At 64.5% G+C, this 12,636-nt stretch carries 12 protein-coding genes; 3 read left to right on the top strand and 9 right to left on the bottom strand.

Features of this window, described 5'->3' with window-relative positions:
* Nucleotides 1-34 precede the first annotated feature (34 nt).
* The gene (locus FUT88_RS15875) at nt 35-661 is read right to left on the bottom strand and encodes a DUF1415 domain-containing protein (protein WP_147216545.1); all 627 of its coding nucleotides are present in this window, start codon (nt 659-661) and stop codon (nt 35-37) included.
* A gap of 192 nt (nt 662-853) precedes the next feature.
* Here FUT88_RS15875 and FUT88_RS15870 point away from each other — a divergent pair, with 192 nt between their 5' ends.
* The gene (locus FUT88_RS15870; RefSeq protein ID WP_027680524.1) at nt 854-1,219 is read left to right on the top strand and encodes a hypothetical protein; all 366 of its coding nucleotides are present in this window, start codon (nt 854-856) and stop codon (nt 1,217-1,219) included.
* A 67-nt stretch (nt 1,220-1,286) separates the two neighbouring features.
* Here FUT88_RS15870 and glpK read toward each other — a convergent pair whose 3' ends face one another.
* The 8 genes from glpK to glpD form a co-directional block, all read right to left on the bottom strand.
* Nucleotides 1,287-2,783 (bottom strand): glycerol kinase GlpK, encoded by a 1,497-nt coding sequence (glpK, locus tag FUT88_RS15865; RefSeq protein WP_045785082.1) that lies wholly within the window; start codon nt 2,781-2,783, stop codon nt 1,287-1,289.
* Between the two features lie 113 nt (nt 2,784-2,896).
* Nucleotides 2,897-4,642, bottom strand: coding sequence for an ABC transporter substrate-binding protein (locus FUT88_RS15860; RefSeq protein ID WP_027680525.1), 1,746 nt, complete (start codon nt 4,640-4,642; stop codon nt 2,897-2,899).
* A gap of 172 nt (nt 4,643-4,814) precedes the next feature.
* Entirely contained in the window at nt 4,815-5,096 is a 282-nt protein-coding gene (locus FUT88_RS15855; RefSeq protein ID WP_027680526.1) for a DUF2160 domain-containing protein, read from the bottom strand.
* 22 nt (nt 5,097-5,118) lie between these two features.
* Nucleotides 5,119-5,949 (bottom strand): carbohydrate ABC transporter permease, encoded by an 831-nt coding sequence (locus FUT88_RS15850; RefSeq protein ID WP_009239734.1) that lies wholly within the window; start codon nt 5,947-5,949, stop codon nt 5,119-5,121.
* Nucleotides 5,942-6,832, bottom strand: a complete 891-nt coding sequence (locus FUT88_RS15845; protein WP_004637132.1) for a carbohydrate ABC transporter permease — start codon at nt 6,830-6,832, stop codon at nt 5,942-5,944. The genes FUT88_RS15850 and FUT88_RS15845 overlap by 8 nt, the downstream gene beginning before the upstream one ends.
* Complete coding sequence (locus tag FUT88_RS15840) at nt 6,829-7,926, bottom strand: ABC transporter ATP-binding protein (RefSeq protein WP_147216543.1); 1,098 nt, start codon at nt 7,924-7,926, stop codon at nt 6,829-6,831. Before FUT88_RS15840 ends, FUT88_RS15845 begins: the two co-directional genes overlap by 4 nt.
* The gene (locus FUT88_RS15835) at nt 7,913-9,031 is read right to left on the bottom strand and encodes an ABC transporter ATP-binding protein (protein ID WP_147216542.1); all 1,119 of its coding nucleotides are present in this window, start codon (nt 9,029-9,031) and stop codon (nt 7,913-7,915) included. Before FUT88_RS15835 ends, FUT88_RS15840 begins: the two co-directional genes overlap by 14 nt.
* Before the next feature lie 64 nt (nt 9,032-9,095).
* Entirely contained in the window at nt 9,096-10,673 is a 1,578-nt protein-coding gene (gene glpD / locus FUT88_RS15830) for a glycerol-3-phosphate dehydrogenase (RefSeq protein ID WP_147216540.1), read from the bottom strand.
* A gap of 143 nt (nt 10,674-10,816) precedes the next feature.
* Here glpD and FUT88_RS15825 point away from each other — a divergent pair, with 143 nt between their 5' ends.
* A complete protein-coding gene (locus tag FUT88_RS15825) occupies nt 10,817-11,590 on the top strand; it encodes a DeoR/GlpR family DNA-binding transcription regulator (protein WP_147216538.1) in 774 nt (257 codons plus the stop codon).
* Nucleotides 11,591-11,699: 109 nt separating this feature from the next.
* Nucleotides 11,700-12,560 (top strand): CHAD domain-containing protein, encoded by an 861-nt coding sequence (locus FUT88_RS15820; RefSeq protein ID WP_147216536.1) that lies wholly within the window; start codon nt 11,700-11,702, stop codon nt 12,558-12,560.
* Nucleotides 12,561-12,636: the final 76 nt, after the last annotated feature.

The raw sequence follows: 12,636 nt of genomic DNA, 5'->3' as shown, positions 1-12,636 counted from the left end.
AGGGCATCAACGGCCAAACCGTCGCTGCTGTTGGTTAGTCGCGGGGCGGTGCCTTGCTGAACTTCTTTGCCATTTCCGCCCAGCCTTCGGGGCCCAGCTTTTCCATCGTCGCGATATTGCGTTCGTAGATGTCCGCTGCGTCGGGGACGGCTGCGGCGGCGCGGGCGATGCTGTCTTCGCGCAGCAGATGCAGGATGGGGGCCGGTGCGCGGTTGGTGGCGTTGGCGATGTCGTCAGGCTCCGCGTCGGCGAAGACGAAATCGGGGTGGAAGCTGGCCAGTTGCAGTTCGCCTTCGTAGCCGGCCTTGGCGAGTACGGATTCGGCGCGTTCCGTGAGCGAGTGGAAATCGAGGAAGTCGGCGAGGGCGGGGACGATCAGCAGCGTGGTGTCGATCTGTGCGGCGGGGGTGGCGTGCAGCAGGTCGGCTTCGGCACGCAGGTGGTCGAGCACGTCGCCGTCCATCGTGGCGCGGCTGACGGCGTATCGGACCTGCCGTTTGACGTGCACGGCCTTGGCGAAGGGGCAGAGGTTCAGGCCAATGACGGCGTCTTCCAGCCAGCGCTGCACGGTCGCGACATGAAGGGCGGCGGCATCCGAGCCCAAGTTGAGGGCGTCGGCTGGAGGGTCGAGTAGGACGAAATCGGGGGCGTGATTGGACACGGCGTGTGGGGAGGGACGAGACAGCGGGCAGTGTAGTCGATGGTGTGGGAGCGCTTCTTGCGACGGAACGGGTGTTGTGATTTGCAACGTCCGGCGCGCGCCGTTGATGCGCGCCGAGATCACTTCGGGTGCTTCGCGCGCCGCTTATGTGGTCAGTCCATTCCGCGTTTTTGTAAAAGAAGGAGCTCAACCATGATTGAACTGCGCCTGAAAACCGCCCTCGCCGTTGCCGCCACGTTTGCTGCGTCGGCTGCGTTCGCACAGATGACGCCGGCACCGCAAACTTCACCGCAGACCACCGGCACCGTGCAGACCGCCCCGCAAGGCGGGCCGGCAACTTCGTCGTCTGACCCGCTGGTGCAGAAGCGCATTGACGACAAGGCTGCCAGCGACGAATACAAGGCCCGCAAGTCCGACGCCAAGGCTGCCTACAAGGAAGAGAAGAAGGCCGCCAAGGCCAACCGCAAGGCTGAGAAGAAGGAAGCCCGCGCCAAGCGCAAGGAAGCCATGAGCGAGCAAGGCGGGCCTGCCCAGACGCCGAACAGCGAAGGCAAGTAAGCCGCTGGCCGAACCATGAAAAAAGGCGATCCGAGGGTCGCCTTTTTTCTGTCTGTTGCCTTTGCCTTCAGTGCCCGCGCGTTGTTGGCAGACGCACCTGCGCGACGGCCATTTCCCACTGGGCGATGCGGTGCGCGGCCTCGTCGCGGCTGATGACGGGGTGGAAGGTGCGGGAGGCGCGCCATTGCTGGGCGACCTCCGCTTCGTCACGATAGAAGCCTGTGGCGATGCCGGCCAGGTAAGCCGCCCCGAGGGCCGTGGTCTCGATGATCTCCGGACGCACGACCGGAATGCCGAGCAGGTCAGCCTGGAACTGCAGCAGCAAGTTGTTGGCCGAGGCGCCGCCATCGACGCGCAGTTCCGAGATGGTGGAAACGGCATCGCGCGTCATGGCCTGCAGCAATGCGGTGCTTTGGAAGGCTATCGACTCCAGTGCGGCTCGGGCGATGTGGCCGATGGTCGTGCCGCGTGACAGGCCCACGATGGCGCCTTGTGCGGTTGGATCCCAGTACGGCGCACCCAGCCCCGTGAACGACGGCACGAACACCACGCCGCCCGAATCCGGCACCGAGGCGGCCAGGCCTTCGACGTCTGCGGAGCGCTGGATGGCGCGCAGGCCGTCGCGCAGCCACTGCACGACCGCGCCGCCCACAAACACGCTGCCTTCGAGCGCGTAGCTGCGCGTCGTGCCGCTCTGGCAGGCGGCCGTGCTGATCAGGCCGTTGTGCGACTGGACCGCCTTGTCGCCCGTGTTGAGCAACATGAAACAGCCGGTGCCGTAGGTGTTCTTGGCCATGCCCGGCTTGAAGCACGCCTGGCCGAACAACGCAGATTGCTGGTCGCCGGCAATGCCGCCAATCGTGAGGGAGGCGCCCAGCCAGTCGGCATCGGTCTGCCCAAATTGATACGCGGACGGATGCACCTCGGGCAACAGGCTCGGGTGGATGTCGAGCGCGCGCATCAGGTCCGCATCCCATTCGCCGGTGTGGATGTTCCACAGCATCGTGCGCGAAGCGTTCGATACATCCGTCACATGCAGGCGGCCGCGCGTGAGTTGCCAGACGAGCCAGCTGTCGATGGTGCCGAAGGCGAGTTCGCCACGCGCGGCGCGCTCGCGGGCGCCATCCACGTGATCGAGAATCCAGCGCAGCTTGGTGGCGGAAAAATACGGATCGATGATCAGGCCGGTGCGCTTGCGTACCTCGTCTTCCAGGCCCTCGGCGCGCAGGCGCTCGCAGATGGCTTCGGTGCGGCGGTCCTGCCAGACGATGGCGTTGAAGATCGGTTTGCCCGTGGCGCGCTCCCACACCATGGTGGTTTCGCGCTGGTTGGTGATGCCAAGCGCGGCCATGTCGGCGGCGGACAGCTTGGCTTGTTCGAGTGCGGCGCGGCAGGTGGCGAGTTGGCTGTTCCAGATGTCGAACGGATCATGCTCGACCCAGCCGGGCTGCGGGAAATGCTGCGGAAACTCCTGCTGGGCACTGGCGACGATCTGGCCGGCGCGGTTGAAGACGATGGCGCGTGAGCTGGATGTGCCCTGGTCGAGCGCGAGGAGGTATTCCATAAGGCAGATTCAGGTGACCGCCGGGCCGGAGTGAACCTGTCCGGCGGTGGGTAAAACGGAAGCAGGCATGGTAGCCCGCCGGCCGATGGTTGGTCGACCGGCGGGCATGCGAATCAACGTACCTTGCCTGCCTTCCAGGCTGCGAGCAGCTTGTCGTAGGCCACCGTCTCACCCTTCGGACGCTCGTTGTCGAGCTTCTTCCACGGGGCGTGTTCGGTCGACAGCCACTTCGACGGATCGCTTTCCGGGTTCAGCTTGGGCGCGCAGTTCTTCATGCCCGCGCGCTGCAGGCGACCCATCACCTGGTCCATTTCCTTGGCCAGGTTGTCCATCGCGCCTTGCGGCGTCTTCTCGCCCGTGACGGCCGTGGCGACGTTCTTCCACCAGAGCTGCGCCAGCTTCGGATAGTCGGGCACGTTGTTGCCGGTCGGCGTCCAGGCCACGCGGGCCGGGCTGCGGTAGAACTCGATCAGGCCGCCGTACTTGGCCGCGTTCTTGGTGAAGTAGTCGCTGTGGATATCGGAGTCACGAATGAACGTGAGGCCGGTGATCGACTTCTTGAGCGACACGGTCTTCGACGTGACGAACTGCGCGTACAGCCAGGCGGCCGAGCGGCGCTCGAACGGGGTGGATTTGAAGAACGTCCACGAGCCGACGTCCTGGTAGCCGTTCTGCATGCCGTCCTTCCAGTACGGGCCGTGCGGCGACGGGGCCATGCGCCACTTCGGCGAGCCGTCGGCGTTCACGACCGGGCCCGGCTTGGTCATCGGCGCGGTGAAGGCGCTGTACCAGAACACCTGCTGGGCGATGTGGCCTTGTGCGGGCACCGGGCCGGCTTCGTTGAAGGTCATACCGGTCGCCTCGGGCGGGGCGTACTTCTTCATCCAGTCGATGTACTTGGTGAGGGCGTACACGGCGGCCGGGCTGTTGGTGGCGCCGCCGCGCGAGACCGATGCGCCCACCGGGGTGCACTTGTCCTTCTCGTCGACACGGATGCCCCATTCGTCGACCGGCAGGCCGTTCGGGATGCCCTTGTCGGCGGAGCCTGCCATCGACAGCCAGGCGTCGGTGAAGCGCCAGCCGAGCGACGGGTCCTTCTTGCCGTAATCCATGTGGCCGTAGACGCGCTTGCCATCCAGCTCCTTCACGTCGTTGGTGAAGAAGTTGGCGATGTCTTCATAGGCTGTCCAGTTGACGGGCACGCCGAGGTCGTAGCCGTACTTGGCCTTGAACTTGTCCTGCAGGTCCTTGCGGGCGAACCAGTCGGCGCGGAACCAGTACAGGTTGGCGAACTGCTGGTCGGGCAGCTGATACAGCTTGCCGTCGGACGCAGTGGTGAAGCTGGTGCCGATGAAATCCTTCAGATCCAGGCCGGGGTTGGTGAACTCCTTGCCTTCGCCCGACATGTAGTCGGACAGCGGCATGATCACGCCGTAACGATAGTGCGTGCCGATCAGGTCGGAGTCGGAGATCCAGCCGTCATAGATGCTCTTGCCGGATTGCATCGAGGTCTGCAGTTTTTCGACGACATCGCCTTCCTGCATGATGTCGTGCTTGACCTTGATGCCCGTGATTTCTTCGAAGGCCTTGGCCAGCGTCTTCGATTCATAGGCGTGCGTGTCGAGCGTTTCCGACACGACGTGGATCTCGGTCACGCCCTTGGCCTTGAGCTTGGCCGCGGCGTCGATGAACCACTTCATTTCCGCCATCTGCTTGTCTTGCGACAGCGTGCTGGGCTGGAATTCGCTGCTGATCCACTTCTTGGCTTCGGCTTCGCCGGCATGGGCCGCGCCGACTGCCAGGGCGCTCGCCAGTGCAATAGCACTGATCTGAAGCGTCATGCGCCAGGATGTTTTCATCGGTATCTCCTCGTGCTTGGTTAGCTTGTTGTTCTCCCCGCAGCGAAAACATCCGGCATTCCGACGCGGGGAGCGTGGTGGAATGCCTGTGCCCGTACGTCAATTTGGGCGTGGAAGCATCAACCCGTGCCGATGCCTCCGGACCTGCAAATTCAAGTGCACCGATGGCGCGTCAGCCGCGCCACATCACGATCACCAGCACCACCATCGAGGCGATGAAGCCGCCCCAGGCGCTGGTCTCTTCCGACGTGAGCCCAACCCACGCCAGGTTGATATAGGCCGCGGTCAGCAAGCCGATGAAGAGGCGGTCGCCGCGCGTGGTGGCAATGGGCAGGAAGCCCTTGCGCTCCACTGTGGGCCGAACCACCTCCCAGACGGTCATGCTGGCCAGCATCAGGGCGATGCAGCCGAAGAAGATCGCCACTTCGGGCGTCCAGGCCATCCAGCTGAACATGGCTGTGTCTCCCGTTCTTGTTTTAGACGCGGCCCATCGCGAAACCCTTCGCGATGTAGTTCCGCACAAACCAGATCACCAGCGCGCCGGGAATGATCGTCAGCACACCGGCTGCGGCCAGCACGCCCCAATCCATGCCCGAGGCCGACACCGTGCGCGTCATCACCGCGGTGATGGGTTTGGCGTCGACCGAAGTCAGCGTGCGCGCGAGCAGCAGTTCCACCCAGCTGAACATGAAGCAGAAGAACGCCGTCACGCCCACGCCGGCCTTGATGAGCGGCAGGAAGATCTTCAGGAAGAACTTGGGGAAGCTATAGCCGTCGATGTAGGCCGTCTCGTCGATCTCGCGCGGGATGCCCGACATGAAGCCTTCGAGAATCCACACTGCCAGCGGCACGTTGAAGAGCATGTGCGCCAGCGCCACGCCCAGGTGCGTGTCCATCAGGCCGACCGTCGAATACAGCTGGAAGAACGGCAGCAGGAACACCGCGGGCGGCGTCATGCGGTTCGTCAGCAGCCAGAAGAACATGTGCTTGTCGCCCAGGAAGCGGTAGCGCGAGAAAGCGTAGGCCGCCGGCAGCGCCACCACGGTCGAGAGCACCGTGTTCATCGTCACGTAGATGATGGAGTTGATGTAACCCCAGTACCACGACGGGTCGGTGAAGATGATCTTGTAGTTGTCGAACGTGACGAGCTTCGGCCAGATCGAGAAGCCGGCAAGCGTTTCCTCGTTGGTCTTGAGCGACATGCTCAGCATCCAGTACAGCGGCAGCACGGCAAACGCCACGTACACCGCCAGCGTGATCGCGCGGGCGATCTTGCGCTGGTGTTCGTTGTTGTTGTTCTTACGCATGGTCGTCTCCCACGGCCGTGCTGGCGCTGCCCATGCGCTGCATCCAGTTGTAGAGGACGAAGCAGAACAGCAGGATGATGAGGAAGTACACGATCGAGAACGCCGCCGCCGGGCCCAGGTCGAACTGGCCGACCGCCTTCTGCGTCAGGTACTGCGACAGGAACGTCGTGGCATTGCCGGGGCCGCCGCCGGTCAGCACGAACGGCTCGGTGTAGATCATGAAGCTGTCCATGAAGCGCAGCAGCACGCCGATCATCAGCACGCCCCGCATCTTCGGCAGCTGGATGTAGCGGAACACGGCCAGGCGGCTGGCACCGTCAATCTCGGCGGCCTGGTAGAACGCATCCGGAATCGAGCGCAGGCCGGCATAGGCCAGCAGCGCGACCAGCGGCGTCCAGTGCCACACGTCCATGATCAGCACGGTGATCCACGCGTCGAACGAGTGCGACGTGTAGTTGTAATCGATGCCCATCTGGTTGAGCCAATAGCCGGCCAAGCCGATATCGGAGCGCCCGAAGATCTGCCAGATCGTGCCGACCACGTTCCAGGGAATCAGCAGCGGCATGGCGAGCACCACCAGCGCGGCCGACGCCTTCCAGCCCTTCGAGGGCATCGACAGCGCCAGGCCGATGCCCAGCGGAATCTCCACCGCCAGCACGCACAGCGAGAAGATCAGCTGGCGGGTGAGGGCGTCCTGCAGATCGCCGTCGCGCAGGATCTGGCGGAACCAGTCGACGCCCACGAACACGTGCTGCTCGGGGCTGATGATGTCCTGCACCGAGTAGTTCACCACCGTCATCAACGGCAGGATGGCGGAGAACGCCACGCACAGGAACACCGGCAGGATCAGGAACCACGCCTTGTTGTTGAGCGGCTTGTTCATCGGCCGATCCTCTCGTCATTGCTGTAATACAGCGTCTGCGGCGCATCCAGGCGCAGCCACACGCGCGATTCGGTCACGCTGACTTCGTTCGGCAGCTTGGCCTTGATGGGCAGGCCGCCGGCTTCCCCGAGGCTTGCGGTCAGCAACTGGTGCGTACCAAGTTGCTGCACCTGGTGCACGTTGGCCGCCACGGTGCCGACTTCCCCCGGCGCGGCCAACTGCACGAACTCCGGGCGGATGCCGAGCTTGAGCGCACCGTTCGTGTTCTTGAGCGTGGCCAGTGTGTCGTGCCCGACCGTCAGGCGCTGATCGCCCAACGCAATCACGTCGCCATCCACCGTCACCGGGTAGAGGTTCATGCCCGGGCTGCCGATGAAGTAGCCGACGAAGGTATGGTCCGGCCGCTCGAACAGCGCTTCCGGCCCGCCTTGCTGTACGACCTTGCCTTCGGTCATGACGACCACCTCGTCGGCAAAGGTCAGCGCTTCCACCTGGTCGTGCGTCACGTAGATCAGCGTGAGCTTGAGCTGCTGGTGAATCTTCTTGAGCTGGCGACGCAGTTGCCACTTCAGGTGCGGATCGATGACGGTGAGCGGCTCGTCGAACAGGATGGCCGCCACGTCCTTGCGCACCAGACCCCGGCCCAGCGAGATCTTCTGCTTGGCGTCCGCTGCCAGACCGGAGGCGCGACGCTTGAGCGCGTGCTGCAGCTCGAGGATCTCGGCCACTTCCTCCACGCGCTTCTTCACTTCGGCTTCCGGCGTCTTGCGATTGCGCAGCGGGAAGGCGAGGTTGTCGAACACGGTCATCGTGTCGTAGATGACCGGGAACTGGAACACCTGCGCGATGTTGCGCTGCCGCGGGCTGGCGTGCGTGACGTCGCGGTCGTCGAAGAGCACCTGGCCTTCGGACGGCGTCAGCAGCCCCGAGATGATGTTCAGCAGCGTGGACTTGCCGCAGCCCGACGGGCCGAGCAGTGCATAGGCACCGCCGTCGCGCCACGTCATGTTCATCGGCTGCAGCGCGTAGTCCGACAGGCTTTGCGGATTGGGGCGGTAGCTGTGCCCCAGGTTGCGGAATTCAATGCGTGCCATGTGCGCCTCCCTGCTTGGGCGCGCTCACCAGCTTGCCCGCTTCGTCGAACAGGAACAGCTCGGCCGGATCGACAAACACGTCCAGCGCCGCGCCCAGTTCGAACTGATGCACACCCGGCAACTGCGCGACCAGGCCGATGGTGTTCGACTGGCCGACGGCCTGCGCCCGTACGTGCAGATACGTTTCGGAACCCGACAGCTCGGCCAGTTCCACCGTGCCCGGCAGGGCAACCGCGCCACCGTTGCGCGGCGCCAGGCGGATGTGGCTCGGACGCAGGCCGATGCGGCACCGCGTGCCGGCCGCCATCGGCAGCGGACGCGTCCATGCAACATCGATGCCTTGCGGCAGGCGGATCCGGTTGCCCTCCACCACGGTGGCGTCCAGCACGTTCATCGGCGGGTCGTTGAAGATGGCCGCCGCATTGACCGACACCGGCACTTCGTACATGTCGAGCGTCGGGCCGTCTTGCAGCACGCGGCCTTCATGCATGACGACGGTGTGGCCGCCCAGCAGCAGCGCTTCCTGCGGCTCGGTGGTGGCGTACACGACGGTCGTGCCGCCATCGGCAAAGAGCGATGCCAGTTCGGCACGCAATTCTTCGCGCAGTTTGTAGTCGAGGTTAACGAGCGGCTCGTCCAGCAGCACCAGCGGTGCCCGCTTGACCAGCGCCCGCGCCAGCGCGCAGCGTTGCTGCTGCCCACCGGACAGCTCGGCCGGCAGGCGCTGCAGCAGGTGGTCGATGTGCAGCTTGGAGGCGACGGCACGCACGCGCGAGTCGATCTCGCCCTTGTTGGTGCCTTGCAGGCGCAGCGGCGAGGCGATGTTGTCGTACACCGTCATCGCCGGGTAGTTGATGAATTGCTGGTACACCATCGCCAGATTGCGATCGCGCACTCCCACGCCCGTCACGTCCTTGCCGTCGACCAGTACGCGGCCGGTGGTCGGCCGGTCCAGCCCGGCCATGATGCGCATCAACGTGGTCTTGCCAGCTTGCGTCGGCCCGAGCAGCACATTGATGGCGCCGGGCGCCAGCCGCAGGCTGGTCGGGTACAGATGCGTCTGCGCCCCGACCACGGCCGTAACCTGGTCCAGTTCCAGAATCAATTGATGTCTCCCGTCTTACTGCTTTGATTTCTTGATGTCTTGGTTCGCGCCCAACTTCGATGTTTCAGGGCGCCCGTTCCGCAACTGGAGCGGTCTGGCCTTCCGGCAGATGCCGCGCCAGCCAGCCTTCCAGCCGGCTGCGGTCGGCATCGCTGGCGTGCAGCCCCAGCTTGGTCCGCCGCCACAGGATGTCCTGCGCCGTGCGGGCCCATTCGTGTTCGATCAGGTAACGGATTTCGGCTTCATACAGGCCGGGCGTCACTTCGGCGCCCAACTCTTCCAGTCGCGTGGCGCCAGCCAGCAGCGTGTTCACGCGGGTGCCGTACTGGTGCGCATAGCGCGTCGCCAGCTGGGTCGGCAGCCACGGCAAACGTTTTTGCAGGCGCGTCACAAAGTCGTCGAAGGTGTATTCGGCAACCAGCTGCCCCGGCGCTTCCAGATCGCCGCCCGGCAGCGATGCGGTGGCCGTCCACGAAGGCTTGCCGGCCAGCGGCAGATGCGGGGCGAGTTGCTCCAGCGCTTCTTCGGCCAGCTTGCGATAGGTCGTGATCTTGCCGCCCCACACGTTGATGAGCGGCGCGCTCGCGCCGTCGGCGCCGGTCTCACATTCGACCAGGTAATCGCGCGTGATGGCCGAGGCGTTGGCGGCGCTGTCGTCCAGCAGCGGCCGCACGCCCGAGTAGCTCCACACCACGTCGGCCGGCGTCAGCTGCTGGGTGAAATAGCGGCTGGCCATTTCGCACAGATACTGGATTTCGCCGGCGTCGATGGCCACTTGGTCCACCGAACCCTTGTATTCCAGATCCGTCGTGCCGATCAGGGTGAAATCGTTCTGGTACGGGATCGCAAAGACGATCCGCCCGTCCGGGTTCTGGAAGATATAGGCGAACGGGTGATCGAACATCCGCCGCACCACGATGTGGCTGCCCTTGATCAGCCGCAGGCCGCGCGTGCTCGGCAGCGCGTGCGCAGAGCGGGCGAATTCCGCCGCCCACGGGCCCGCTGCATTGACGATCGCCTTGGCGCGCACCGAGCGGATACCGTCCGGGCCGGCCAGCGAGGCGTGCCAGCCGTCGGCGCGTCGTTCGGCGTTCAGGCAGCGTGTGCGGGTCAGGATGTGGGCGCCGCGGTCCGCCGCGTCGCGGGCGTTGAGCACGACGAGCCGGGCGTCGTCCACCCAGCCATCGGAATAGACGAAACCGCGCGTGTAACCGGCCTTAAGCGGTTTGCCGGCCGGATGCCGCGCCAGCTTGATCGACTCCGAACCCGGCAGAAAGCGCCGACGCGCGAGGTGGTCATACAGGAAGAGGCCCGCGCGGATCATCCACGCCGGGCGTTGCGCGGCATCGTGCGGCATCACGAATCGCAGCGGCCACATGATGTGCGGCGCCATGCGAAGCAGCACCTCGCGCTCCTGCAGCGCCTTGCGCACCAGGCTGAATTCGTAATATTCGAGGTACCGCAGCCCGCCGTGGATCAGCTTGGTCGAGGCCGAAGAGGTGTGCTGGGCCAGGTCGTCCTTTTCACACAAGACCACCGACAGGCCACGGCCCACGGCATCACGCGCGATACCCACGCCGTTGATGCCGCCTCCGACCACCAGCAGATCACAGTCCAGATGCGACGCGTCAGTGAGTTGCATGGGTTGGAATCTGTTGATTTTCGCGCCTTTCCTTGCGAATAGTGACGCGTTGGCGGATAGTTTAGTGAACGGCGAAAATAAAGCAACATAGGGAATCGCCTAATCCGCTCACATGTGTTCGTTTGTGTTCATTTCGTGACTTGATGCTTCCGCGACACCGCCAGATCCTCGAATACGTCCGCCAGCACGGCGATGCCTCCGTTGACGCGCTTGCCCGCGTGCTCGGCGTCACGACGCAAACCATCCGTCGCGATATCCGCCAGCTCGAAGACGAGCGGCTGCTCGCCCGCTATCACGGAGGCGTCGGCCTGCCGTCGTCGGTCGAAAACATCGATTACGACCAGCGCCAGGTCCTGCACATCGACGCCAAACGGCGCATCGCCGAGGTCGTTGCACGCCACGTCGAGCCCGGCCGCTCGCTCATCATCAATATTGGAACGACCACCGAAGAAGTCTCCAAGGCGCTGGTCGGCCAGAACGGGCCCCGCGGCCTGCGTGTCATCACCAATAATCTGAACGTCGCGTCGATCCTCTCCGGCAGCCCGGACGCGGAAGTCATCGTCGCCGGCGGCCTCGTGCGCAACCGCGACCGCGGCATCGTCGGCGAGGCCACGATCGATTTCATGAAGCAGTTCCGCGTCGACATCGGCATCATCGGCGTCTCCAGCATCGACGAAGACGGTACGCTGCTCGACTACGACTACCGTGAAGTGCGCGTCGCCCAGTCCATCATCGAGCAGTCCCGCGAAGTCTGGCTCGTGGCTGATCACTCCAAGTTCGGCCGCCGCGCTGTCGTCCGCCTGGGCCATGTCTCGCAGATCGACAAGTTCTTCACCGACGTCCCGGTGCCCGAGCCGATGGCCGACGTCTTCCGCGCTGCCGAGGTCGACGTGATCGTCGCCAGCGAAACGCGCTGACGTTTGATCCGGCACGCTCGCAGTCTTCACCCGGTCGACTACAGTGAAATGACAAGGCGCGCACCTTGCGAGCCGCTCTGTCGTCCAAACTCGTCATACGGGGAGCATCGTGAGCAAGCACTCACATGCGGCAATCCTTTCGATCTTCGCGGGCATCGTCACCGAGCACGTTGCTGCTTTGCGCCAGGCGCATACCAGGCTGGCGGCACCCGATCCCGGTAACGAAGATCTTCACCAGTTCCGTGTCACCCTGCGCCGACTGCGTTCAGCTTGGGTGACCTTTGCGCCGGTTCTGCCGGCCAGCTTTGTCGACCAGTGGAAACCTCGCCTGCGGGCGCTCGCCGCATCGACCGGCCCCGTGCGAGAGTGGGATGTGCTGCTCACCGGTTGGCTGCCGGCCGTCCGGGAGTCTTTGCCTGTCACCGACGAGGCGGGTCCGGCTTGGCTGGCCGAGGCGCTTACGAAGTCCCAAGAGGCGCGCAGCCGCGCTTGGGAGGAACTGCGTGCCGAACTGGCGTCGCCGGATGTGCGCGAAACGCTGCTGGAACTCGAAGAGGCCGTCGCGCCTTTTCATATAGAAGACGGGCCGGCGCGGCATCGTCGCTTTGCCCGTGCCCGGGCTCAGGCGCTCCGAAAGAAGCTGATCCGTCGCGGGCGTCACCCGAGGCGTTCGTCTGCACCCCGACTGCATCGAGCCCGCATCGCCGCCAAACAGTGGCGCTATCTATATGAGGCGTTTTACCCGGCGCTCGGTGCCCGGGCGGCGAAGCGCTATCGGCGGCATTTGCGCAAGCTGCAGGACGCTCTGGGCGAGGTGCACGACGCGAGCGTCTCTCTTGAGCGCCTCACAGGTCTAATGGAGGCCCCCCCTCCGCTGTCTATAGTGAGGGCTTTTCACAAGCGCTCCAAGGTCGCACGCACGCTGGCTGCCAAGGAACTGCGCTGGGTGCGAGCCCACAGAGCGCAGTAACCCGCCAAAAGTGCGGAAGAGACCCTATGAAAAGAAAGTGCTTGCGCTGTTCGATAAACCCGCCTATAGTTCGCCC

Source organism: Ralstonia sp. TCR112 (assembly GCF_007997035.1).
In the GTDB taxonomy this organism is placed as follows: domain Bacteria; phylum Pseudomonadota; class Gammaproteobacteria; order Burkholderiales; family Burkholderiaceae; genus Ralstonia; species Ralstonia edaphi.
This window is presented reverse-complemented; position numbering and strand designations above follow the sequence as displayed.